Annotated in this window: 20 protein-coding genes and 1 pseudogene; 1 reads left to right on the top strand and 20 read right to left on the bottom strand. The window is 59.2% G+C overall.

Translation table 11 applies throughout. The annotated features are described in order from the left end of the window. The 3 genes and pseudogenes from GBC55_RS20230 to GBC55_RS20220 form a co-directional block, all read right to left on the bottom strand. A pseudogene (locus GBC55_RS20230) lies at positions 1 to 472 on the bottom strand (toxin); the annotation flags it as partial. A gap of 224 nt (positions 473 to 696) precedes the next feature. Then, positions 697 to 1,074 carry a type II toxin-antitoxin system VapC family toxin gene (locus GBC55_RS20225; protein ID WP_162438567.1) on the bottom strand — a complete coding sequence of 126 codons (378 nt, stop codon included), beginning with the start codon at positions 1,072 to 1,074 and terminating at the stop codon, positions 697 to 699. Beyond that, on the bottom strand, positions 1,071 to 1,499 hold the full coding sequence (locus GBC55_RS20220) for a type II toxin-antitoxin system Phd/YefM family antitoxin (protein ID WP_247266960.1): 429 nt from the start codon (positions 1,497 to 1,499) through the stop codon (positions 1,071 to 1,073). The genes GBC55_RS20225 and GBC55_RS20220 overlap by 4 nt, the downstream gene beginning before the upstream one ends. A gap of 534 nt (positions 1,500 to 2,033) precedes the next feature. On the opposite strand from GBC55_RS20220, the gene GBC55_RS20215 reads away from it, so the two are divergent. Beyond that, on the top strand, positions 2,034 to 2,252 hold the full coding sequence (locus GBC55_RS20215; protein WP_218576863.1) for a hypothetical protein: 219 nt from the start codon (positions 2,034 to 2,036) through the stop codon (positions 2,250 to 2,252). Here the strand turns inward: GBC55_RS20215 and nuoN are convergent. The 17 genes from nuoN to GBC55_RS20130 all read right to left on the bottom strand — a co-directional run bounded on the left by nuoN (position 2,228) and on the right by GBC55_RS20130 (position 22,278). Continuing rightward, positions 2,228 to 3,691 carry an NADH-quinone oxidoreductase subunit NuoN gene (nuoN, locus tag GBC55_RS20210; protein WP_162438566.1) on the bottom strand — a complete coding sequence of 488 codons (1,464 nt, stop codon included), beginning with the start codon at positions 3,689 to 3,691 and terminating at the stop codon, positions 2,228 to 2,230. The two genes, GBC55_RS20215 and nuoN, sit on opposite strands and share 25 nt — an antisense overlap. Positions 3,692 to 3,698: 7 nt before the next feature. Continuing rightward, positions 3,699 to 5,231 (bottom strand): NADH-quinone oxidoreductase subunit M, encoded by a 1,533-nt coding sequence (nuoM, locus tag GBC55_RS20205; RefSeq protein ID WP_162438565.1) that lies wholly within the window; start codon positions 5,229 to 5,231, stop codon positions 3,699 to 3,701. 40 nt (positions 5,232 to 5,271) lie between these two features. After that, the gene (nuoL, locus tag GBC55_RS20200) at positions 5,272 to 7,125 is read right to left on the bottom strand and encodes an NADH-quinone oxidoreductase subunit L (protein WP_162438564.1); all 1,854 of its coding nucleotides are present in this window, start codon (positions 7,123 to 7,125) and stop codon (positions 5,272 to 5,274) included. Continuing rightward, positions 7,122 to 7,430 (bottom strand): NADH-quinone oxidoreductase subunit NuoK, encoded by a 309-nt coding sequence (gene nuoK, locus GBC55_RS20195; protein WP_007905077.1) that lies wholly within the window; start codon positions 7,428 to 7,430, stop codon positions 7,122 to 7,124. The genes nuoL and nuoK overlap by 4 nt, the downstream gene beginning before the upstream one ends. A 2-nt stretch (positions 7,431 to 7,432) precedes the next feature. Then, on the bottom strand, positions 7,433 to 7,936 hold the full coding sequence (gene nuoJ / locus GBC55_RS20190) for an NADH-quinone oxidoreductase subunit J (RefSeq protein ID WP_162438563.1): 504 nt from the start codon (positions 7,934 to 7,936) through the stop codon (positions 7,433 to 7,435). Positions 7,937 to 7,945: 9 nt separating this feature from the next. After that, positions 7,946 to 8,494 carry an NADH-quinone oxidoreductase subunit NuoI gene (nuoI, locus tag GBC55_RS20185; protein WP_162438570.1) on the bottom strand — a complete coding sequence of 183 codons (549 nt, stop codon included), beginning with the start codon at positions 8,492 to 8,494 and terminating at the stop codon, positions 7,946 to 7,948. A 9-nt stretch (positions 8,495 to 8,503) separates the two neighbouring features. Beyond that, entirely contained in the window at positions 8,504 to 9,511 is a 1,008-nt protein-coding gene (nuoH, locus tag GBC55_RS20180; protein WP_028623953.1) for an NADH-quinone oxidoreductase subunit NuoH, read from the bottom strand. Next, a complete protein-coding gene (gene nuoG / locus GBC55_RS20175) occupies positions 9,508 to 12,222 on the bottom strand; it encodes an NADH-quinone oxidoreductase subunit NuoG (RefSeq protein WP_162438562.1) in 2,715 nt (904 codons plus the stop codon). The genes nuoH and nuoG overlap by 4 nt, the downstream gene beginning before the upstream one ends. Positions 12,223 to 12,359: 137 nt before the next feature. Further along, positions 12,360 to 13,715, bottom strand: coding sequence for an NADH-quinone oxidoreductase subunit NuoF (nuoF, locus tag GBC55_RS20170; RefSeq protein WP_162438561.1), 1,356 nt, complete (start codon positions 13,713 to 13,715; stop codon positions 12,360 to 12,362). Then, on the bottom strand, positions 13,712 to 14,209 hold the full coding sequence (gene nuoE / locus GBC55_RS20165) for an NADH-quinone oxidoreductase subunit NuoE (RefSeq protein WP_162438560.1): 498 nt from the start codon (positions 14,207 to 14,209) through the stop codon (positions 13,712 to 13,714). Before nuoE ends, nuoF begins: the two co-directional genes overlap by 4 nt. Before the next feature lie 2 nt (positions 14,210 to 14,211). After that, positions 14,212 to 15,996, bottom strand: a complete 1,785-nt coding sequence (gene nuoC, locus GBC55_RS20160) for an NADH-quinone oxidoreductase subunit C/D (protein ID WP_162438559.1) — start codon at positions 15,994 to 15,996, stop codon at positions 14,212 to 14,214. Between the two features lie 72 nt (positions 15,997 to 16,068). Beyond that, positions 16,069 to 16,743, bottom strand: a complete 675-nt coding sequence (locus GBC55_RS20155) for an NADH-quinone oxidoreductase subunit B (RefSeq protein ID WP_008146035.1) — start codon at positions 16,741 to 16,743, stop codon at positions 16,069 to 16,071. Positions 16,744 to 16,753: 10 nt separating this feature from the next. Continuing rightward, on the bottom strand, positions 16,754 to 17,167 hold the full coding sequence (locus GBC55_RS20150; RefSeq protein ID WP_003223812.1) for an NADH-quinone oxidoreductase subunit A: 414 nt from the start codon (positions 17,165 to 17,167) through the stop codon (positions 16,754 to 16,756). 680 nt (positions 17,168 to 17,847) lie between these two features. Next, on the bottom strand, positions 17,848 to 19,173 hold the full coding sequence (gene aceA, locus GBC55_RS20145) for an isocitrate lyase (RefSeq protein ID WP_008032724.1): 1,326 nt from the start codon (positions 19,171 to 19,173) through the stop codon (positions 17,848 to 17,850). A 474-nt stretch (positions 19,174 to 19,647) separates the two neighbouring features. Further along, positions 19,648 to 20,409, bottom strand: coding sequence for a secretin N-terminal domain-containing protein (locus GBC55_RS20140; protein WP_162438558.1), 762 nt, complete (start codon positions 20,407 to 20,409; stop codon positions 19,648 to 19,650). A 281-nt stretch (positions 20,410 to 20,690) separates the two neighbouring features. Further along, on the bottom strand, positions 20,691 to 21,116 hold the full coding sequence (locus GBC55_RS20135) for a GNAT family N-acetyltransferase (RefSeq protein ID WP_162438557.1): 426 nt from the start codon (positions 21,114 to 21,116) through the stop codon (positions 20,691 to 20,693). Continuing rightward, positions 21,109 to 22,278: a cupin domain-containing protein gene (locus GBC55_RS20130; protein WP_162438556.1), complete on the bottom strand. Its 1,170-nt coding sequence runs from the start codon at positions 22,276 to 22,278 to the stop codon at positions 21,109 to 21,111. The genes GBC55_RS20135 and GBC55_RS20130 overlap by 8 nt, the downstream gene beginning before the upstream one ends. Positions 22,279 to 22,307 lie beyond the last annotated feature (29 nt).

Genomic DNA, 22,307 nt, shown 5'->3' with positions numbered 1-22,307 from the left:
CGGCCGCGCCAGCTGCACCGAGTGCGGCCCCGACGCTTAGGGTAGAAGGGGCGATCGTCGGCGCACGAAGTGCAAGTCGGCCGATGCCGAGTGCTGTGACGTTGCCGCTGATTGTTTGCAGATCGAGCAGCCCGGCATCGTCCGCTTCGCGAGCGCCAAGCCAGGCGATTTCTCCGTAATCCTTGAGGCTATCGACCGGCACCATGCCGGATGGATACGAGTAGTCGATGATGGCGTCCGGCAAATTGCAGGACTTGGCGAAGACGCAGCCAGTGCGGATGACCTCCTGCTTTTCCATGGGAACGGGAAGTCGGTCCTCATAGGCCTTTTGCCTCGCGAGCATGTCGTCATAAGCTTTTTGCCTGGCATCCCGCGCTGCCAATTCGGCAGTGGTCATGTCACGGTAAGAGATGTGATGCCCGTCGCCGGACGGCGGGTTCTGAATCTGGGGTATGCCCGGTTTGCCAGCCACTGATTGTCCTTGTGGGTACGTCCATCGACAGCCCCGTTAAGGGCTGCGCGACGTTAACGAACGTGGCAAATCGTGGCTGTAGGAAGCGTCTTGTATGACGTTAGGACAGATCTTTGTTTGCGATAGGAAGACGAGTCGAACTGGAGAAGACGTGCAAAGGTGGATCGTTAGTGACTTGCGGCACTAAAACGATGGAAAAAACGTGGACAGAAGGAGGACGCTGACTAAACCAAAATAGCCAGGTCGGTGTATTTGGCAACTATTGGATCAACAGTTAAAAGTTTCATTGGCTCCGTCATAGCGGTAGCGACAATGAGGCGGTCGAACGGGTCCCGGTGATGATGTTCGAGATCCTTTACTGCAATGGCGTGTTCTGATGTCACAGGCAGTTCGATGAAACCGCTTTCGAGGCAATAATGGCGGATCTCCTCCAAATCAACGTCCAGCTTTCCAAGACCCACTTTTATGGCCATCTCCCAGAATGTTGCTGCGCTGATGTAAACATCTGCAGCACTCTCAATTTGCTTTCTGGCTTTTGCGGATAGCTTTGGGTCATCGCTGAGCGTCCATAGCAAAATATGTGTATCGAGCAGAAGCCTCATTCTTTAGCGCCTTCGAAGGCATCGAGCATCTCGTCTGGAAGTGATGCGTCGAAGTCGTCGGGTAGAACCAGTTTGCCTTTCATTGCCCCAATACGTTTACCGCAGGCTTTGCCTACGGGAACGAGCCGCGCAAGGGCGCGGCCGTGTTTGGCAATCGTGATGATTTGCCCCGCTGCGGCATCATCGACGAGCTTGGACAGGTTGTTTTTTGCTTCGGCCAAAGGGACGACGATCATCATGTCTCCTCCATATTCTGGACAAATATAGCCAAAATATGTGTGCGCGGCAAAACCACTCGGTTCCTGAAAGGCTCCAGGCGCTGGTTCGGCGAACCTCAGGTTCTGGTTAATTAAAGCGATGGTTCGGCGTTCGATAGCCCGTTTGTCAAAGCTTTCCATTAGTTCGGAAAAAATCTCACGATTCATTGCTGCTCCCTTCTCGAAGACGTCCTTCAGTTATTGTTCAAGATATGCCAATCGATAATGACTGGATGTAGGACAGAGCCGGTAACACAGGGAGAGCTTTCGGAGATTGTGGGAGGAGTGGAGATGGGAGGTAAAAAATCCTACAAGTGCAATACCGGTAGCTGTATGAAGCGTCTTGGATGGCGCTAAGAAGGGTAGCTGTTTGCGATGGCGCGAAGTGTCGAATTGAAAAAAACGCGTTGTTGCTTTGCTTTGCTTTGCTTTGCTTTGCTTTGGCTTTTGATCTTCTTGCCCCCTCGTAAGGCCGAGCGCAGGTTCTGCGCAGTGGGCAACCCGGCATGGATGCCGGGTTAGCCGCGCACGGCCATGGATGGCCGATCGCGGCGGGCCCACGGAGCAGGACCGGAGTGAGGGTATGCCGAGCCTCAGCGAGGCACCGGACGAAAGGGGCAAGAGCGTTTGGTTACTTGGCGCTTTTCCAAGTCACTCGCCGTAAGGGCGAAACCCATAGAAGCCGTGACCGCAGGAATGGATATGTACACCAGCAACAATCTCACCGCCAATCAGGCCGCCATCGCCGGCAAGCCAGCTCCCACAGGGAACGTGGGTAACCGTAAGATTCGGTTGGCAGACAAGCCGCGATCACCTTCACGTCGGACGTTCGCCCAAACGCAAAAACGGCACCCGAAGGTGCCGTTTCTGTTTTCTACCGATTACCGCTCAAGCGATCAACCCGCCAGCACAGCCTGCTGAACCAGTGTCAGCAATGGCTGCGGGTACACACCCAGGAAGAACGCAACCACTGCGATGGCCAGCAGCATCACGCCGCCTGCCTTTTGTTCCCAGTGCAGCTGGGCGTCGTGGCGACGCAGGTTTGGCTCGATCAGGTACAGGGTGACCATCACACGCAGGTAGTAGAAGACGCCGATGGCGCTGCCCAAAACCAGGGAACCGACTAGCCACCATTGGTGCGACTCGACGCCGGTAGCGATGATGTAGAACTTGCCGATGAAGCCCGCGGTCAGCGGAATACCGGCCAGGGACAACATCATTACGGTCAGGACGGCAGTCAGGTACGGACGGCGCCAGAACAGGCCACGGTATTCGTACAGGGCATCCGCGTCACGGCCGTTGTACGGCGAGGACATCAGCGTGATCACGCCGAACGCGCCGAGGCTGGTGATGACGTAGGTGACCAGGTACACGCCGATGGCTTCCACCGCCAGGCCTTTGCTCGCCACCAGGGCGATCAGCAGGTAGCCGAAGTGGGCGATGGACGAGTAACCCAGTAGACGCTTGAGGTTGTTCTGGGTCAGTGCCAGCAGGTTGCCGAACAGGATCGACGCAATGGCGATGATGGTCAGCACATCACTCAGCACACCGCTGCTGGCGGCTGGCGAGATCTGGAACAGACGCACCATCACCGCGAACACAGCGACTTTGGACGCGGTGGCCAGGAACGCGGCCACCGGTGCCGGAGCACCTTCGTAAACGTCCGGGGTCCAGAGGTGGAACGGTACCAGCGACAGCTTGAAGGCCAGACCGACCAGCATCATGCCCAGGCCCAGTTGCGCCAGCGAGCTCGGCAGGCCGGTGGCCGCGAGGGCCTGGCCGATACCGACGAAGCTCAGGCTGCCGGAGTCGGCGTAGAGCAGGGCCATACCGAACAACAGGAACGCAGAACCGGCGGCCGACAGCACCATGTACTTGATGCCGGCTTCCAGCGAACGCTTGTTGAAGAAGGCATACGCCACCAGACCGTAGACCGGTACCGAGAGCAGTTCCAGACCGATGAACAAGCCGGCCAGGTGCTGCGCGCTGACCAGCACCAGCCCGCCGAGGGCGGACATCAGGATCAGCAGGTACAGTTCTTCGCGGTTGCCGGGGTAACCCGAGCCGCCATCGCCGAGGTAGGCGTGGGCGAGGGTCACACAAGCAAGGGTGGCGACCAGGATCAGCGCCATGTACAGACACGCGAAGCTATCGATTTGCAGCAGTGGGGTCACGGCCAGAGGCGCGACTTTCAAGGCTGGCAGGATCGACAGCAACGCCAGGTTCAGGCCCGCCACGGAAATCAGGAAGGTCTGCGAGTGGTTGCGACGCCAGGCGATGGCCAACATCACCACGATGATCGTGATGGTGGTGATCAATATCGGCGCTAGCGCGATAAAGTGTTGAGTCGTGAATTCCATAGCGCTCTTACCGGGCCGAAGCGAGTTGAGTGAAGGCGGTGCCGAGCCATTGCTGCACGCCATGCATCGTAGCGGCAGAGGTATCGAGGAACGGTTGCGGGTACACGCCGAGGTAAATCAGCAGCACCGCCAGACCGACCACCATGATCAGTTCGCGAGCATCCATGCCGTGCAGTACCGCGTCCGACTTGGACGGGCCGAAGTAGGCACGGTGAATCATGATCAGCGAGTAGACCGAACCGAACACCAGACCGGACGTCGCAATGGCCGTGATCCATGGAGCAGCCGCGAACGTGCCGATCAGGATCAGGAACTCACCCACAAAGTTACCGGTACCCGGCAAGCCCAACGACGCTGCAGCGAAGAACAGGCTGATGGCCGGCAGGTAAGCGATTTTCGACCACAGGCCACCCATCTGACGCATGTCACGGGTGTGCGTGCGCTCGTACAGTTGACCACTCAGGATAAAGAGTGCGGCGGCCGAAACACCGTGCGCCAGCATCTGCATCACTGCGCCCTGCAGCGCCAGTTGGCTGCCGGAGTAGATGCCGATCAACACGAAGCCCATGTGGGAAACGGAAGAGAAGGCGATCAGACGCTTGATGTCGGTTTGAGCGAAGGCCAGGAACGCACCGTAGAAGATCCCGATCAGACCGAGGGTCATGGCAATCGGCGCGAACTCGGCCGAGGCATTCGGGAACAGCGGCAGGGCGAAACGCAGCAGACCGTAAGCAGCCGTCTTCAACAGGATACCGGCCAGGTCCACAGAACCTGCGGTCGGCGCCTGGGCGTGAGCATCAGGCAACCAGGAGTGGAACGGTACGACCGGCAGCTTCACCGCGAAGGCGATGAAGAAGCCGAGCATCAGGATGTACTCGGTGGTGAGCGACATCTTGGTTTTCAGCAGGTCGGCGTAGTTGAACGTGATCACGCCGGTGCTGTTGAAGTTGACCAGTACCAGGCCCAGGATCGCCACCAGCATGATCAGGCCGGAAGCCTGAGTGAAGATGAAGAACTTGGTCGCTGCGTAGATCCGGGTCTTCTTGCCGTCCGAAGAACTGTGACCCCAGAGCGCGATGAGGAAATACATCGGCACCAGCATCATTTCCCAGAAGAAGAAGAACATGAACAGGTCGAGGGCGAGGAACACGCCGACGACACCGCCCAGGATCCACATCAGGTTCAGGTGGAAGAAGCCAACGTGACGCTGGATCTCTTTCCACGAGCACAGTACCGAGAGGATACCCAGCAGACCGGTCAGCAGGATCATCAGCAGCGACAGGCCGTCGAGGGCCAGGTGCACACTGATGCCGAAGCGCTGGATCCAGGTGTGCTTGAACTCAAGCGCCCAGGTCGGATCGGCGCCAGGCGCCGGTGCAAATGAATAATCACCGTGGGCCCACAGCCAGAGGCCGAGAGCGAGTTCCAGGGTCATGGTCAACAGCGCAATCCAGCGGGGGAGGGTAGCGCCGAAGCGCTCACCCATCCAGCACAGCAGGCCGCCGATGAAGGGGATCAGGATTAGCCAAGGCAGAATCATGACGGGCTCAATTCCTTTCGCAAGTTCGCAAGGTTCATATTCAGACCGCTACCAGCACGATGGCGCCGATGACCAGCACGGAGCCGGCTGCCATCGATGCCGCGTACCAACGCAGTTGACCGGTTTCGGTACGGCTCAGGGCGGTGTGGCCGCCTTTGGCCATACGCGGGATCAGGCCGATGGTCTGGTCCAGCGGGTCTTTGCGCAGTACGTGGCTGATCGCAAGGTATGGCTTGACGAACAGTTTGTCGTAGATCCAGTCGAAGCCCCAGGCAGCGAACCACCAGGCCGAAAGGAAGCGGCCGATGCCGCTGTTGGCGATTGCAGTAACGAGACGACGCTTGCCGAGGAACAGCAGCGCGGCCAGCAGGATACCGGCCAGGGCAATGGCGCCCGAGGCGATTTCCAGACTGTGCTTGGCTTCGCCGCCGGCATGGCCAACGCTTTGCGGCAGCACACCGTGCAGTGGCGGAACGATCATCGCGCCAATGGCGGTGGACAATACGATCAGCACCGACAGAGGCAGCCAGTGAGCGATGCCGTGACCGGCGTGTGCTTCGGTCTTCGCTTCACCGTGGAACGCGATGAAGATCAGGCGGAAGGTGTACAGCGAGGTCATGAACGCACCCACAAGACCGGCGTACAGCAGGCCATGGTTGCCGCTGGCGAACGCTTCCCAAAGGATCTCGTCCTTGGAGTAGAAGCCTGCGGTCACCAGTGGCAGGGCAGACAAGGCCGCGCCGCCAACGATGAAGCTGGCGTAGGCCAATGGCAGTTTCTTCCACAGGCCGCCCATCTTGAAGATGTTCTGCTCGTGGTGGCAGGCAACGATTACCGCACCGGAAGCAAGGAACAGCAGCGCCTTGAAGAAGGCGTGGGTCATCAGGTGGAAGATCGCGCCATCCCATGCGCCAACGCCCAGCGCCAGGAACATGTAGCCGATCTGGCTCATGGTCGAGTAGGCGAGGATACGTTTGATGTCGGTCTGCACCAGTGCGGCAAAACCGGCCAGCACGAGGGTCACACCGCCGACGATGCCGACCAGTTGCAGGACGTCCGGCGCCAACGCAAACAGGCCATGGGTACGGGCAATCAGGTAGACACCTGCGGTCACCATGGTCGCGGCGTGGATCAGTGCCGAAACCGGGGTAGGACCGGCCATCGCATCCGCCAGCCAGGTTTGCAGCGGCAGTTGCGCGGACTTACCGACAGCACCACCCAACAGCATCAGGGTCGCCAGGACGATCCAGAAGTCGCCGACCTGGAACTTCTGCGGTGCCAGTACCAGCAGTTCCTGGACGTTCAGCGTGCCCAGTTGCTGGAACAGGATGAACAGGCCGATGGCCATGAACACGTCACCGATGCGGGTCACGATGAAGGCTTTGAGTGCCGCGTTACCGTTGTTGCGGTTGCTGTAGTAGAAACCGATCAACAGGTACGAGCACAGGCCCACGCCTTCCCAGCCGAAGTACAGGAACAACAGGTTATCGCCCAGGATGAGGAACAGCATGCTGGCGATAAACAGGTTGGTGTACGCAAAGAAGCGCGAGTAACCGTCTTCACCGCGCATGTACCAGGACGCGAACAGGTGAATCAGGAAGCCGACGCCAACCACCACACCCAGCATGGTCACGGACAGACCATCCAGGTACAGCGCGAAGTTTGGCGTGAAGCCTTCTACGGCCATCCACTGCCACAACACCTGGGTGTAGTGACCGCCTTCAGGGGGCGCGACGTTGAATTGCCAGATCACGTAAGCCGTGACGATGGCAGACAGGCCGATGGAACCGACGCCGATCAGCGCCGACAGGTTTTCCGAAAAGCGTCCCCGGGAGAACGACAGCAGCAGGAAACCGATGAGAGGGAATACGAAAGTCAGATAGAGAAGATTCATCCGCGCATCTCGCTGGCAGCGTCGATATCGAGAGTGTGGAAGCGGCGATACAGCTGCAACAGAATCGCCAGGCCAATACTGGCCTCGGCGGCTGCCAGGCTGATCACCAGGATGAACATGATCTGTCCATCCGGCTGACCCCAGCGGCTACCGGCGACGATGAAGGCCAACGCGGAGGCATTCATCATGACCTCCAGGCTCATCAGCACGAAGAGTATGTTGCGGCGGACCATCAGGCCGACCAGACCGAGGCAGAACAGGATGCCGGCGACCGCCAGACCATGCTCCAGAGGGATAGCAGGCATCGTCATTGCTCCTTGGCTTCGTTACGGCCCAAGTGGAACGCCGTCACGGCTGCAGCGAGCAGCAGCATCGAGGCGAGTTCGACCACCAGCAGATAAGGACCGAACAGGCTGATGCCCACGGCCTTGGCGTCTACGGTGGTATGGCCGATGGCCTGGCCGCTCTGGTGGGCGAACAGCACATACAGCAGTTCGATCAGCAGGAGGGTGCCGAGAATGACCGGTCCGATCCAGATGCCGGGCTTGAGCCAGACGCGCTCTTGCTGAACCGAGGCCGGGCCCAGGTTCAGCATCATCACCACGAACACGAACAGCACCATGATGGCGCCAGCGTAGGCGATCACTTCGAGGACACCGGCAAACGGTGCGCCGAGGGCGAAGAACGTCATGGCCACGGCGATCAGCGAAATGATCAGGTAGAGCAGGGCGTGCACAGGGTTGGTGTGGGTGATCACGCGAAGCGTGGACACCACTGCAATACCCGATGCGAAATAGAAAGCGAATTCCATCTTTCTTCCTTAAGGCAGCAAGCTCTTCACGTTGATCGGTTCGGCTTCATTTTGCGCGGCGCCTTTTGGCTTACCGGCAATCGCCATACCTGCAACACGATAGAAGTTGTAATCAGGGTTTTTGCCGGGGCCGGAGATCAGCAGATCTTCTTTCTCGTAAACCAGGTCCTGACGTTTGAACTCGGCCATCTCGAAATCCGGTGTCAGCTGGATCGCGGTGGTCGGGCAGGCTTCCTCGCAGAGGCCGCAGAAAATGCAGCGCGAGAAGTTGATGCGGAAGAACTCCGGGTACCAGCGACCGTCATCGGTTTCAGCTTTCTGCAGCGAGATGCAACCCACTGGGCAAGCCACAGCGCACAGGTTGCAGGCAACGCAACGCTCTTCGCCATCAGGGTCACGGGTCAGCACGATACGGCCACGGTAGCGCGGCGGCAGGTAGACCTGCTCTTCCGGGTACTGCAGCGTGTCACGCTTGCGGAAGGCATGGCCGAAGATCATCACCAGGCTGCGAAGCTGGGTGAAGAAGCCATGCACGATGTCAAAAATGTACTTCATGATTCTCTATCCTCACTGAGCCGCGACGGCGGGCGTGTTAAGCAACACGATCGCAGCGGTCACCAGCATGTTGACGAGGGTCAGCGGCAGGCAGAACTTCCAGCTGAAGTCCATCACTTGGTCATACCGTGGGCGCGGAATGGAAGCGCGCAGCAGGATGAAGATCATGATGAAGAACGCGGTTTTCAGTGCAAACCAGATGAACGGGATCTGCGGCAGAATGCCGAACGGACCGTGCCAGCCACCGAAGAACAAGGTCACCAGCAGCGCCGAAATCAGCACGATGCCGATGTACTCACCGACGAAGAACATGCCCCACTTCATGCCGGCGTATTCAATGTGGTAACCGTCGGCCAGTTCCTGTTCCGCTTCCGGCTGGTCGAACGGGTGACGGTGAGTCACGGCGACGCCAGCGATGAAGAAGGTCAGGAAACCGAAGATCTGCGGAATGATGAACCACAGGTTCTGGGCTTGATATTCGACGATGTCGCGCATGTTGAACGAGCCGACCTGGATCACGATGCCCATCAACGACAGGCCCATGAACACTTCGTACGACACGGTTTGCGCGGAGGCCCGCAAGCTGCCCAGCAGGGCGAACTTGTTGTTGCTCGACCAGCCGGCGAACAACACGGCATACACCGACAGGCCCGCCATGGCGAAGAAGAACAGGATGCCGATGTTGATGTCCGCCACGCCCCAGGTCGGGGTGATCGGGATGATCGCGAAGGCAATCAGCAGGGCGCTCATGGCCACGACCGGTGCCAGGGTGAAGATCATCTTGTCGGCGAACGGCGGCGTCCAGTCTTCCTTGAAGAACATCTTGATCATGTCGGCCGCGATCTGGAACGCGCCGAACGGGCCGACGCGGTTCGGACCGTAACGGTCCTGCCAGAGGGCGAGCAAACGACGCTCGACCCAGCTCAGCAGCGCGCCGCACACCACCACGGCGAGCAGAATCACGATGGCCTTGAGGACCGCGATGATCACGTCAATCACTTCAGGCGTGAACCAGGTCATTGAGCTGCCTCCTGCAGACCGTCAACGGATTTGCCGAAAATCGCCGGTGGAATGCCGGCGATACCCGCTGGCAATGCAACCAGACCGGCACCCAGTTCTTCGTTGATACGCAGTGGCAGACGCAGGGTCTGGCCAGCCACGTTCAAGCTCAGCATGGCGCCTTCGTTGACACCCAGGCGGTCGGCTTCGGATTTGGCCAAAGCGACGTATGCGGCTGGAATGCGTTCCTGAACCGGCGCGGCTTTCGAAGAGTTCTCTTCGCTGCCGAACAGGTGGAAGAACGGCACGACTTGCCAGGTGCCCTGAGCCGGGTTGAATGCCGGTGGAACAGAGGCGAACCAGTTCAGCGAATCACCGGTGCTTTCGATCAGGCGGGTGCCCGGGTCGCCAGCGCGGATGTGACCACCGACTTCGTCCTGGAACTTGTTCCAGGCTTGCGGCGAGTTCCAGCCCGGAGACCAGGCGAATGGCACTTGCTGACGCGGTTCTACCGAGCCCGAGTAACCTTCCATCGAGAAGTTGAACGCGGTGTCGTTGTCTTGCGGGGTACGCGGTTCGTGCACGCTGATGTCAGCGCGCATGGCGGTACGACCAGAATAACGCAGCGGTTCGCGAGCCAGTTTCATGCCCTTGATGCGGAACGCGGCGGACGGTGCGGCGTCAACGATGCGCGCCAGTTGCGGCGTGCTCGAAGCCACGGCAGCGGTGACGTGGTCCAGTTGGGTCCAGTCGATCGGCTGGTTCAGCAGGGTCGCGCGCAGGGCATGCAGCCAGCGCCAGCCTTCGTGAACCAGGATGCTCGCGTCCATGTATTTCGGGTCGAACACCTGGAAGAAGCGCTGGGCGCGGCCTTCCTGGCTGACCAGCGTACCGTCGCCTTCAGCGAAGCTGGCCGCTGGCAGAACCAGGTGCGCGCGATCGCTGGTAGCGGTCTTCTGATGGTCTGCCACGATCACCACTTTCGCGGCGTTCAGGGCGGCATCGACACGGGCTTTGTCGGTACGGGTGTACAGATCGTTTTCCAGCACGACGATGGCGTCGGCTTTGCCATCGATCACCGCTTGCAGCGCTTCGTCGACCGAGTTGCCACCGAGCATGGCCAGGCCGAGGCTGTTGGCCTCTGGCACGATCAGGCTGATGGAACCGTTCTTCTCACGCAGCTTCAAGGCTTTGGCGATGTTGGCGGCGGCTTCGATCAGCGACTTGGAACCCAAGGAGGTACCGGCAATGATCAGCGGACGCTTGGCTGCGAGCAGGGCGTCGGCAATGCGTTTGGCCAGGTCCAGTGCTTCGGTGTCCAGGTCTTCAACGGCAGGCGCGCTGGCGTCGAGGGCGTGAGCCACGGCGAAACCGATGCGGGCCAGGTCGTCAGGTGCGGCGTGAACGCATTCTTCCGCGATGTCGTCGAGCTTGGTTTCAGCCAGGCTGGCGATGAACAACGGGTTCAGCGCGTGCTGGCCGATGTTCTTCACGGCGGCGTCGAGCCAAGGCTGAACGCGCATGGCGTCGGCCATGTCTTCGGCCTTGCCCTTGACCGATTGACGCAGGGACAGCGCCATACGGGCGGCGGTCTGGGTCAGGTCTTCACCGAGGACGAAGATTGCATCGTGGTCTTCGATGTCGCGCATGTTCGGGATTGGCAGCGGGCTGTCTTTCAACACCTGCATCACCAGGCGAATGCGTTCAAGCTCGGCGGCTTCGATACCGGAGTAGAAGTGCTCGGCGCCCACCAGTTCGCGCAACGCATAGTTGCTTTCGAGGCTGGCGCGGGGCGACCCGATACCGACGATGTTGCGACCGCGCAGCAGGTCAGCGGCTTTATCCAGCGCTTCGTCGAGGCTCAGCTTGGCGCCGTTGGCCAGCAATGGCTGACGTGGGCGGTCTTCGCGGTTGACGTAGCCGTAGCCGAAACGGCCGCGGTCGCACAGGAAGTACTGGTTCACCGAACCGTTGAAACGGTTTTCGATGCGACGCAGTTCACCGTAACGCTCACCCGGGGAGATGTTGCAACCGCTGGAGCAGCCATGGCAGATGCTCGGCGAGAACTGCATGTCCCACTTGCGGTTGTAGCGCTCGGAGTGAGTCTTGTCGGTGAACACACCGGTCGGGCAGACCTCGGTGAGGTTGCCGGAGAACTCGCTTTCCAGGGTGCCGTCTTCAACGCGACCGAAGTACACGTTGTCGTGGGCGCCGAATACACCAAGGTCAGTGCCGCCGGCGTAGTCTTTATAAAAGCGCACGCAGCGGTAGCAGGCGATGCAGCGGTTCATTTCGTGGGAAATGAACGGGCCCAGTTGCTGGTTCTGGTGGGTGCGCTTGGTGAAGCGATAGCGGCGTTCGTTGTGACCGGTCATCACGGTCATGTCTTGCAGGTGGCAATGACCGCCTTCTTCACAGACCGGGCAGTCGTGTGGGTGGTTGGTCATGAGCCATTCGACGACGCTGGCGCGAAACACTTTCGCTTCTTCGTCTTCGATGGAGATCCAGCTACCGTCGGTAGCGGGTGTCATGCACGACATGACGATGCGACCACGGGTGTCGTTCTCGTCGGTGTACTGCTTGACCGCGCACTGGCGGCAAGCGCCAACGCTGCCCAGGGCAGGGTGCCAGCAGAAATACGGGATATCGAGGCCTAGCGACAGACATGCCTGTAACAGGTTGTCTGCCCCATCGACTTCGAGCTCTTTGCCGTCTACGTGGATAGTGGCCATGGTTCAAAGTTCTTCGTTGGCCCGGTGTCAGCGGGCGTGGCTAATGGAATCTTGTTGTTCGCGTGAATCAACACAGCCGTTAAAGGCGTCATCACACGAGAAAGCGAAGGGTACGGACCCTTCGCTTTTTTAAGCGTTTACGCGCCGACTACGATCGGCCTTGCCAGAGGCGGGACGGCGGCGCTGGTAGGCGCAATGCCGGCTTCGAACTCCGAGCGGAAGTATTTGATTGCGCTGCCCAACGGCTCCACGGCGCCCGGTGCGTGAGCACAGAAAGTCTTGCCAGGGCCGAGGAAACCGACCAGACCCAGCAGGGTCTCGATGTCGCCGGCTTGCCCTTCACCGTTCTCGATCGCACGCAGCAGCTTGACGCTCCACGGCAGACCGTCACGGCACGGGGTGCAGAAGCCGCAGGACTCGCGGGAGAAAAACTCTTCCATGTTGCGCAGCAGGGACACCATGTTGACGCTGTCGTCCACCGCCATGGCCAGGCCGGTACCCATACGGGTGCCCACTTTGGCGATGCCGCCGGCGTACATTTGTGCGTCGAGGTGTTCCGGCAACAGGAAACCGGTACCGGCGCCGCCTGGCTGCCAGGCCTTGAGCTTGAAGCCATCGCGCATGCCGCCGGCGTAGTCTTCGAACAACTCGCGACCGGTGACGCCGAATGGCAATTCCCACAGGCCCGGGTTCTTGACCTTGCCGGAGAAGCCCATGAGCTTGGTGCCCATGTCTTCACTGCCTTCACGGGCCAACGATTTGTACCAGTCCACGCCGTCGGCAATGATCGCCGGCACGTTGCACAGGGTTTCAACGTTGTTCACGCAGGTCGGCTTGCCCCACACGCCAACGGCGGCAGGGAAGGGTGGCTTGGAGCGCGGGTTGGCGCGGCGGCCTTCGAGGGAGTTGATCAGTGCGGTTTCTTCACCGCAGATGTAACGCCCGGCGCCGGTGTGGACGAACAGCTCGAAATCGAAGCCGCTGCCCAGAATGTTCTTGCCCAGAAGGCCCGCTGCCTTGGCTTCTTCCACGGCACGGTTCAGGTGCTTGGCGGCGGTGGTGTATTCGCCACGCAGGAAGATGTAGCCACGGTAGGTTTTCAGCGCGCGAGCACTGATCAGCATGCCTTCGATCAGCAGATGGGGCAGTTGCTCCATCAGCATGCGGTCTTTCCAGGTGTTCGGTTCCATCTCGTCCGCGTTGCACAGCAGGTAGCGGATGTTGATGGATTCGTCTTTGGGCATCAGGCCCCACTTAACGCCAGTGGGGAAACCTGCACCGCCGCGACCTTTCAGGCCGGCGTCTTTCACGGTCTGGACGATGTCGTCCTGGGCCATGTCGGCGAAGGCTTTTCGCGCGGCGGCGTAACCGTTCTTGGCCTGGTACTCGTCGAGCCAGACAGCTTCGCCGTCGTCACGCAGACGCCAGGTGAGCGGGTGAGTCTCGGCCGAACGCTTGATGCGGTTGGCCGGGCCGAAAGAAGTCAGGGTCATACGTAGCCCTCGAGCAATTTGGCAACGCCGGCAGGCTGCACATCACCGAACGTGTCGTCGTCGATCATCAACGCCGGCGCCTTGTCACAGTTGCCGAGGCAGCAGACCGGCAGCAGGGTGAAACGACCGTCTGCGGTGGTCTGACCCAGGCCGATGCCCAGATTGCTCTGGATTTCGCTGACTACGGACTCGTGGCCGCCGATGTAGCAGACCATGCTGTCGCAGACGCGAATGATGTGACGGCCCACGGGCTGACGGAAGATCTGGCTGTAGAACGTCGCCACGCCTTCAACGTCGCTGGCCGGAATGCCGAGCATCTCGCCGATGGCGTAGAGCGCGCCATCAGGCACCCAGCCACGTTCCTTCTGGACGATCTTCAGTGCTTCGATCGACGCCGCGCGCGGATCTTCGTAGTGATGCAACTCGTGCTCGATGGCCGAGCGCTCGGTTTCGCTCAGGGCGAAACGGTCTGTCTGGATAAGCGTGCTGTTCATGCTTAGCGGTCCACGTCGGCCATAACGAAATCGATACTACCCAGGTACGCAATCAAGTCCGCGACCATGCTGCCTTTGATCACCGAAGGGATCTGCTGCAGGTGCGGGAAGCTTGGGGTGCGAATCCGGGTGCGGTAGCTCATGGTGCCGCCATCGCTCGTCAGGTAATAACTGTTGATGCCCTTGGTCGCTTCGATCATCTGGAAGGATTCGTTGGCCGGCATGACCGGGCCCCACGAAACTTGCAGGAAGTGCGTGATCAGGGTCTCGATGTGCTGCAGGGTGCGTTCTTTCGGTGGCGGCGTAGTCAGCGGGTGATCCGCCTTGTACGGGCCTTCCGGCATGTTGCGCATGCACTGCTCGATGATCTTGATGCTCTGGCGCATTTCTTCGACGCGCACGATGCAGCGGTCGTAGGCATCGCCATTGACGGCCAGCGGCACTTCGAATTCGAAGTTTTCGTAACCGGAGTACGGGCGAGCTTTACGCAGGTCGAAGTCGCAACCGGTCGAACGCAAGCCTGCACCGGTGACGCCCCATTCAAAGGCTTCCTTGGTGTTGTAGGCGGCGACGCCGATGGTCCGGCCTTTGAGGATGCTGTTGTCCAGGGCGGCTTTCTGATATTCGTCCAGACGCTTTGGCATCCACTCGACGAAGTCTTTCACCAGTTTTTCCCAGCCGCGTGGCAGGTCGTGAGCGACACCACCGATGCGGTACCAGGCCGGGTGCAGACGGAAACCGGTAATGGCTTCGATCACCGTGTACGCCTTCTGACGGTCGGTGAACGTGAAGAACACCGGGGTCATGGCGCCGACGTCCTGGATATACGTCCCCAGGAACAGCAGGTGGCTGGTGATACGGAAGAACTCGGCCATCATGATGCGGATGACGTCGACCTTCTCGGGCACCTTGATGCCGGCCAGCTTCTCGACCGAGAGCACGTACGGCAGGTTGTTCATCACGCCGCCGAGGTAGTCGATTCGGTCGGTGTACGGGATGAAGCTGTGCCAGGACTGACGCTCGGCCATTTTCTCGGCACCACGGTGGTGGTAACCGACGTCAGGCACGCAGTCGACGATCTCTTCGCCGTCCAGCTGCAGGATGATGCGGAAGGCACCGTGAGCAGAAGGGTGGTTCGGACCGAGGTTGAGGAACATGTAGTCCTCGTTCGCGCCTGAACGCTTCATGCCCCAGTCTTCAGGCTTGAAGCGTGCAGCTTCTTCCTCAAGCTGTTGCTTGGCCAGGGTCAGGGTGAACGGGTCAAATTCGGTGGCACGGGCCGGGAAGTCCTTGCGCAACGGGTGACCTTCCCAGGTCGGCGGCATCATGATGCGGGTCAGGTGCGGATGACCTTTGAAGTCGATGCCGTACATGTCCCAGACTTCACGCTCGTACCAGTTGGCGTTCGGCCAGATGCTGGTGACGGTCGGTACGCTGAGGTCGCTCTCGGACAAGGCGACCTTGATCATCACGTCACTATTACGTTCGATCGACATCAGGTGATAGAACACGGTGAAGTCGGCGCCGCTTGGCAGCCCTTGACGCTTGGTGCGCAGACGCTCGTCCACGCCGTGCAGGTCATAGAGCATGACGTACGGCTTGGGCAGGTTACGCAGGAAGCTGAGGACTTCGACCAGTTTGGCGCGGGCAACCCAAAGCACCGGCATGCCGGTGCGGGTAGGCTGGGCGGTGAACGCCTCGGGGCCAAAACGGTTGTTCAGTTCGACGACCACATCCTGGTCGTCTGCCTTATAAGGCGGGATGTACAGAGCACTGCCTGTAGTCATGGTTATTTATCGCTTTCGGTCAACGTAAAGAATGAAGCCAGTGTCTCGTTCTATTAAAGAAGCAGATCTGGATCAGACTTCGTCGGGGCTGCGCAGGTTGGTGACTGCGATTCGCTGTTCGCGGCGCTGTTCCTTTTGCGAAGGCATCTCGGCGCGATACACGCCTTGATCGCCGACGACCCAGGAAAGCGGACGACGCTCCTGTCCAATCGATTCCTGCAACAGCATCAAGCCTTGCAGAAAAGCTTCAGGACGGGGCGGGCAGCCAGGCACGTAGACGTCCACGGGCAGGAACTTGTCCACCCCTTGAACGACGGAGTAGATGTCGTACATGCCACCGGAGTTGGCGCACGAACCCATGGAGATAACCCATTTAGGTTCGAGCATTTGCTCGTAGAGACGCTGAATGATCGGCGCCATCTTGATGAAGCAGGTACCGGCGATAACCATGAAATCCGCCTGACGCGGCGATGCCCGGATAACCTCGGCGCCAAAGCGCGCGATGTCGTGGGGCGCCGTGAAGGCGGTAGTCATTTCCACGTAGCAGCACGAAAGACCGAAGTTATACGGCCACAGGGAGTTCTTGCGCCCCCAGTTGATCGTGCCGTTAAGCACGTCTTCGAGCTTGCCCATGAAGATGTTTTTGTGGACTTGATCTTCTAACGGATCGGAAACGGTTTCCCGCTCGCCGATCGGATACTGCTCGTTAGGAGCATCGGGGTCGATCCTGGTGAGATTGTATTGCATTGCCAAAGCCTCATTGTTTCAGCTTCGCCTGCCGCTTGCGCCGCGCTTCCGGAGCCCAGTCAAGGGCGCCCACTCGGAACAGGTAGACAAGACCTGCCAACAGAATTGCTATGAAAACGAGAGCTTCGACGAATCCGGTCCAGCCGCTTTCGCGGACGGACACAGACCAGGCAAAGAGAAAGAGGGCTTCGATATCGAAAATCACGAAGAGCATCGCGACCAGATAGAATTTGGCTGAGAGCCGTAAGCGGGCGCCACCTGTAGGTAGCATGCCGGACTCGAACGGTTCGTTTTTGCTGCGGCCCCAGGCTTTTGACCCAAGGAGGCTTGAGACGCCAAGCATGAAGGCACAGAGGCCGACGACGCCCAGAAGGAAAATGGCAAAGCCCCAGTTGTGGGCCATGAGTCCTGTCGCTTCGGGCATGCTGGAAATCCTTAACAGAGAGCAAAGGTCTCTGAGCTTGAAAAAGAAACAACGCAGTGACGATATGTCGCAGCAATCAATCCCGCTGATTTTATGGCACAACACGGTGCAAGTAAAATTCAGATAGCGAAATTATTGAATGGAATAAGGACATGGCGCACCTCAAAACCCCGGCGGCCCATGCGTTGCGGGCATTACGGGTTATTTCATCAATATTGTTTTGTTGGGAATGTAACGAACATAGTTTGAGCTAAATGATAATCAATATCGTTACTGGTGGTTTTTAAACTGTTTATCGGGTGAACGGGCAGGAAGTTGTCTTATATAGCGGTTACTGCAAGTAGCGAGCGAGATCGTTTTAACCTGCCTTCTGATCTGAAAACGGCTCTGGATCAATGATTTTCCGCACAAAAGCCGGCGTGCGCGAACCCTGTAGCAGCTGCCGAAGGCTGCGTCCGGCTGCGCAGCAGTCGTAAAACCCGAGTGCAAGGTGAAACAGGCACAACACGGTGGTTGGTTTCGAAAGGACTTCGTCCTCGAACGCAGCCTTCGGCAGCTGCTACAGGGCTGTGATTGCCTGCAAATCGCAGGCAAAAAAACGCCCCGAACCAGTCGGGGCGTCTAGAGGTGCGACGTTGCGGTTAGCTCTTACTCGTTCCGCAACGGCCGTTTACTCGGTATCAGTGGAACTGTTCTTCTTCAGTCGAGCCGGTCAGCGCGGTAACCGAAGACGAGCCACCCTGGATCACGGTGGTCATGTCGTCGAAGTAGCCGGTGCCCACTTCCTGCTGGTGAGCCACGAAGGTGTAACCCTTGGCAGCGTCAGCGAACTCTTGCTCTTGCAGTTTCACGTAGGCAGTCATGTCGTTGCGGGCGTAGTCGTGCGCCAGGTTGAACATGCTGTGCCACATGTTGTGAATGCCGGCCAGGGTGATGAACTGGTGCTTGTAGCCCATGGCGGACAGTTCGCGCTGGAACTTGGCGATGGTCGCGTCGTCCAGGTTTTTCTTCCAGTTGAAGGAAGGCGAGCAGTTGTACGACAGCAGTTGGTCCGGGTATTCCTTTTTGATCGCTTCGGCGAAGCGACGAGCCTCGTCCAGGTCCGGCTTGGCGGTTTCGCACCAGATCAGGTCGGCGTACGGAGCGTAAGCCAGGCCGCGAGCGATAGCCTGGTCCAGACCGGCGCGTACTTTGTAGAAACCTTCCTGGGTACGTTCGCCAGTCACGAATGGCTGGTCGTACGGGTCGCAGTCGGACGTCAGCAGGTCAGCAGCGTTAGCGTCGGTACGAGCCAGGATGATGGTCGGAGTACCGGCAACGTCAGCCGCCAGACGAGCAGCGGTCAGCTTCTGTACCGCTTCCTGGGTAGGAACCAGTACCTTGCCGCCCATGTGGCCGCATTTTTTCACGGAAGCCAGCTGGTCTTCGAAGTGAACGCCGGCGGCGCCTGCTTCGATCATGCTCTTCATCAGCTCGTAAGCGTTCAGTACGCCGCCGAAACCGGCTTCAGCGTCAGCTACGATTGGCGCGAAGTAGTCGATGTAGCCTTCGTCGCCCGGGCCTTTACCGGCTTTCCACTGGATCTGGTCAGCACGACGGAACGAGTTGTTGATGCGCTTGACCACGGTTGGAACCGAATCCACCGGGTACAGCGACTGGTCCGGGTACATCGATTCTGCGGAGTTGTTGTCCGCAGCGACTTGCCAGCCAGACAGATAGATCGCCTGGATACCGGCTTTGACTTGTTGCACAGCCTGGCCGCCGGTCAGGGCGCCCATGCAGTTGACGAAATCTTTCTCGGGACGGAAGGACGGCTTGGCACCCTGGGTCACCAGGTTCCAGAGCTTCTCGGCGCCCAGTTTTGCAAAGGTGTGCTCAGGTTGAACCGAGCCACGCAGGCGGACGACGTCAGCAGCGGAGTAAGCGCGTGTCACGCCTTTCCAGCGTGGGTTTTCAGCCCAATCTTTTTCGAGGGCTGCAATTTGCTGTTCGCGTGTCAGTGCCATGGAGATAAACCTCGTCGCGTCTTTTACGGAAAGTTGTTCTGCGGTGGAAAACTCATGCGCTCGCTGACCAGAAGCTTAGGGGTCAAGTCGGATTCGGCGGGATTGGCGACGGGATGAACGATGGGCTCGAGGGGAAGTGAGCAGGTAAGGGCGAACTGGCGAACGCATTCGGGCATCGTGGGCCGTGGTGCAAACTTCAGTGTGGAGCCGGGTTACCTAATTACGCTTCCGTCCCTCGGGACAACTTCGTTCCAGTCGGCAATCTCGTCAAACACACCTTATGGGCGGTACAGACACGAAGCGGTTCGCGAGGTAGGTGCGAACATCGCCTCGAAGGCCCTTGCCAGGGCCCCTGATTAGCGGGAGCGAGGCCATCATGCCTTTGCTTTTTTAGATCGTCAAACGTTTTGTAGTGCTTTTTTTCAAGCACTACATCTTTGGTCTAATAAGACTAATCAGTCAGTTTTCGGTGGTTTAGTCCAAAGTCTCGACTTTCACTCGCAGGGTCATGTCATCCCGGCCTTGAGTCGAGTAGCTGCGGGTGAGGCCCTGTTTGTCGGCCTGGCTTTGGCGGTTTACGCCGGCGAGGGTAATCCATTCGCCAAGGCGGCCCGTGACGGTTGTGTCGGTGCTTTGCACATTCACTACATCGGGCCGTTCCTGGCTCATGCGGTCGCGGTTGGTGCTGATGTCCAGGTGCACGATATCGCCGGTGATGCTGGCGGTGACGTAGAAACCCTGGGTGACGTTGCGGTACTCGGTCTGGCTGCGCAGATCGCCATAGGAATCGGACTGGGTGCTGGTCAGCGGTACGCTCTGGCCGACCTGGATCAGTGCCGGTGCGCCTTCGCTGGCCTGGATCTGCTGGATGCCACCGTCACGACTGTCGGTGCTGCGATTGATAATTCGCGTCTGGCCTGCATTGTTGCCATTGACCGAGTAACCCTGGTCGCCCTGGAAGTTGTTTTCGCTGGTGTCGACGGTGATCAGCAGGCGTTTGGGCTGGATGTCGAGTTGGGCGATAAGTGCTTTAAGTTCGTCGATCTTGCGCTGATCGGCGTTGACGATGAGTTGGTTGCCGTAGGCGCTGACCTGGCCATCCTTGCCGAGAAAATCCTGTGCCATCGGCAGCATGTCAGCGCTGGTGTGGTAGTTCAGCGGCACCACCTCGGTAGCAGCGATGACTGAAAAGCTGCAAGTTACCAGCAATGTGGCGAGCAGGGTGCGTAGGGACATGTCCGTTATCTCCGACTGTGAATGCTTTGATATTGCCAGTTTGTCGGCCCGCGGTGGCGCTAGTTGAATCGCAGACAGCAAAACGCCCCGGCATCCGGAGATGGCGGGGCGTGTTGTGGTGTTCCTGTGGCGAGGGGATTTATCCCCGTTGGGTCGCGAAGCGGCCCCAAAAACTCCAACCACGGTACATCAGGATTACCGCATGCAATGGTTTAGCGACTGCTGCGCAGCCGAACGGGGATGAATCCCCTCGCCACAGATTAATCCCCTAACACCAGGTGTTATGCCGAGTGACGCACCATGTCCACATGCGGAATCCCTGCTTCCAGGAACTCCTCACTGACCAGGCTGAACCCCAGGCGCTCGTAGAACGCTGTGGCCTGCACCTGGGCGCTGAGCATCTGCTGCTTCAGGCCGCGCTTTTCAGCTTCACCGATCACTGCTTGCATCAGCGCATCGCCGACTTTCAAACCACGCCAGTCCTTGAGAACCGAAACCCGGCCGATGTGTCCATCGGGCAGCAGGCGGGCGGTGCCAATTGGAAAGTCGCCTTCGAAGGCCAGAAAATGCACCGCAGTGGCATCATCGGCGTCCCATTCCAGCTCAGGTGGAACGGTTTGCTCGGCAATGAACACCGTCTCACGAATGCGCCGGATCTCGGCGTTGTCCTTTTGCCAGTCTGCGACACGAACGTGGATTTTATTCATCAGCAAACCCCAGGCTTCCTTGCTTGATCAGTTCGCACAACAGGCCGCGACCGTCTTCATCGCTCAGCCACTCGCCGAGGTTTTCGGCGTGCAGCGCATCGGCGGCGCAAATCATCTTCAGCAACTCGCGCAGCTTGCCCGGCAGGTAACGGCTCTGGCCGCTGGCGAACAGCAGAAGGTCGTCATCTACTTCGGACCAGGCCAGGCGCGCGCTCGGATTGCGGATCAGGATCGCGCCTTCTTCGAGACTGGCGAGCAGGTCGTCTTCTTCGATTTCTTCCGGGCCCACCACCAGTTCCGGGTAGCGCGGCTCGGTCATGTACTGGCCGAACCAGGTCAGCAGCAGGCGTTCATCGCTCATGTGCTCGGCCAGCAAGGCTTTCAGGCGATCAAGGGCGTCGTGCTGAATCTGGTGCGGATCGACCGCCGGCAGCGCGTCGGCATCGGTGTAGCGCTCTTCGTCGGTCAGGAACTGGCTGAGGAAGTCGGTGAAGTGAGTCAGCACTTCAGAGGCGCTTGGGGCGCGGAAGCCGACCGAGTAGGTCATGCAATCGTCAACCGCAACGCCGCAATGGGCCAGGCGCGGTGGCAGGTAAAGCATGTCGCCTGGCTCCAGTACCCACTCATCGGTGGCTTCGAAGTCAGCGAGGATGCGCAGGTCGGCGTGTGGCAGCAGCGGACTTTCGGAATCGCACATCTGGCCGATTTTCCAGTTGCGCTTGCCGTGACCTTGCAGCAGGAACACGTCGTAGTTATCGAAGTGCGGACCCACGCTGCCACCTGGGGCGGCAAAGCTGATCATCACGTCGTCGACGCGCCAGCTCGGCAGAAAGCGGAAGTTTTCCAGCAGTTCGCTGACTTCCGGCACGAATTGGTCAACGGCTTGAACCAGCAAGGTCCAGTCGGTTTCCGGCAACTTGCTGAATTCGTCTTCGGCGAACGGGCCGCGACGCATTTCCCAAGGGCGCTCGCCGTTCTCGATGATCAGGCGCGATTCAACTTCTTCTTCCAGCGCCAGGCCGGCCAGTTCGTCGGCGTCGATCGGGCTTTCGAAATCAGGGATCGCCTGACGGATCAGCAGCGGTTTTTTCTGCCAGTAGTCACGCAGGAATTCACGCGCCGTGATGCCGCCCAGAAGTTGAAGAGGAATGTCAGGATTCATGTGTAACCTATTGAAAAAAAGCACTTTTC

Source organism: Pseudomonas sp. TNT3, assembly GCF_010095445.2.
Lineage (GTDB): Bacteria > Pseudomonadota > Gammaproteobacteria > Pseudomonadales > Pseudomonadaceae > Aquipseudomonas.
Note: the sequence above shows the minus strand (reverse complement) of the source record. Positions and strands in the feature narration are given on the sequence as shown.